This is a genomic window from Actinacidiphila sp. bgisy144 (genome assembly GCF_057708105.1).
On the sequence record NZ_JBYIRM010000117.1, the window covers coordinates 1 to 587 of the forward strand.

Below are 587 nucleotides of genomic sequence, written 5' to 3' on the forward strand. Positions count from 1 at the left end.
CCGACCAGAAGGACGGGCACCGCGCGGAGCGGACCGCGATGAAGGCGGCGACCTGGCTGCTGGACCACCCGGCGGCGCTGGCGGCGGCCGAACGCGCCGCGTCCACCACCCGGCGGCTGCACCCGGCGAAGCTGCCGCTGCCCGGGCCGGCGAAGGCGTGGAGCGACGCACGCGACCTGCCCGAGGTCGGGGCGGCGTCCTTCCGCGCGAGCTGGAAGAAGAACCGCGGCGCCGCGAACGCCCCGCACCCGGGCCAGGGCACGGGCACGGGCAGCGCAGCCGACGAGCCGAAGCACGACACGGACCACAGCGAGGACACCCCGCGATGACACAGCCGACCCCGTCCAGCCGGGACATCATCCTCGGCCGTATCCGCGCCGCGCTCGCCGACGTCCCCCGCACCCCCGGCGCCACCGGCGCCCCCGACACCACCGGAATCCCCCGCGACTACCTCAACTCCCACGTCCCCGACGACGACCCCACCACCCTCACCGACCTCCTCGCCACCCACATGACCGACTACCGCGCCCACGTCCACCGCACCACCACCGACCAACTCCCCCACACCATCGCCCAACTCCTCACCG

Annotated in this window: 1 protein-coding gene and 1 pseudogene; both read left to right on the forward strand. The window is 75.1% G+C overall.

All coding sequences use genetic code 11. The features are described from left to right. The coding region (locus tag AC3EVP_RS36970; RefSeq protein ID WP_435138202.1) for a lactate utilisation protein LutB domain-containing protein at positions 1 to 329 on the forward strand (329 nt) is incomplete at its 5' end. Then, positions 326 to 587 (forward strand): annotated as a pseudogene (locus AC3EVP_RS36975) (hypothetical protein); the annotation flags it as partial. The gene AC3EVP_RS36970 and the pseudogene AC3EVP_RS36975, both read left to right, overlap by 4 nt.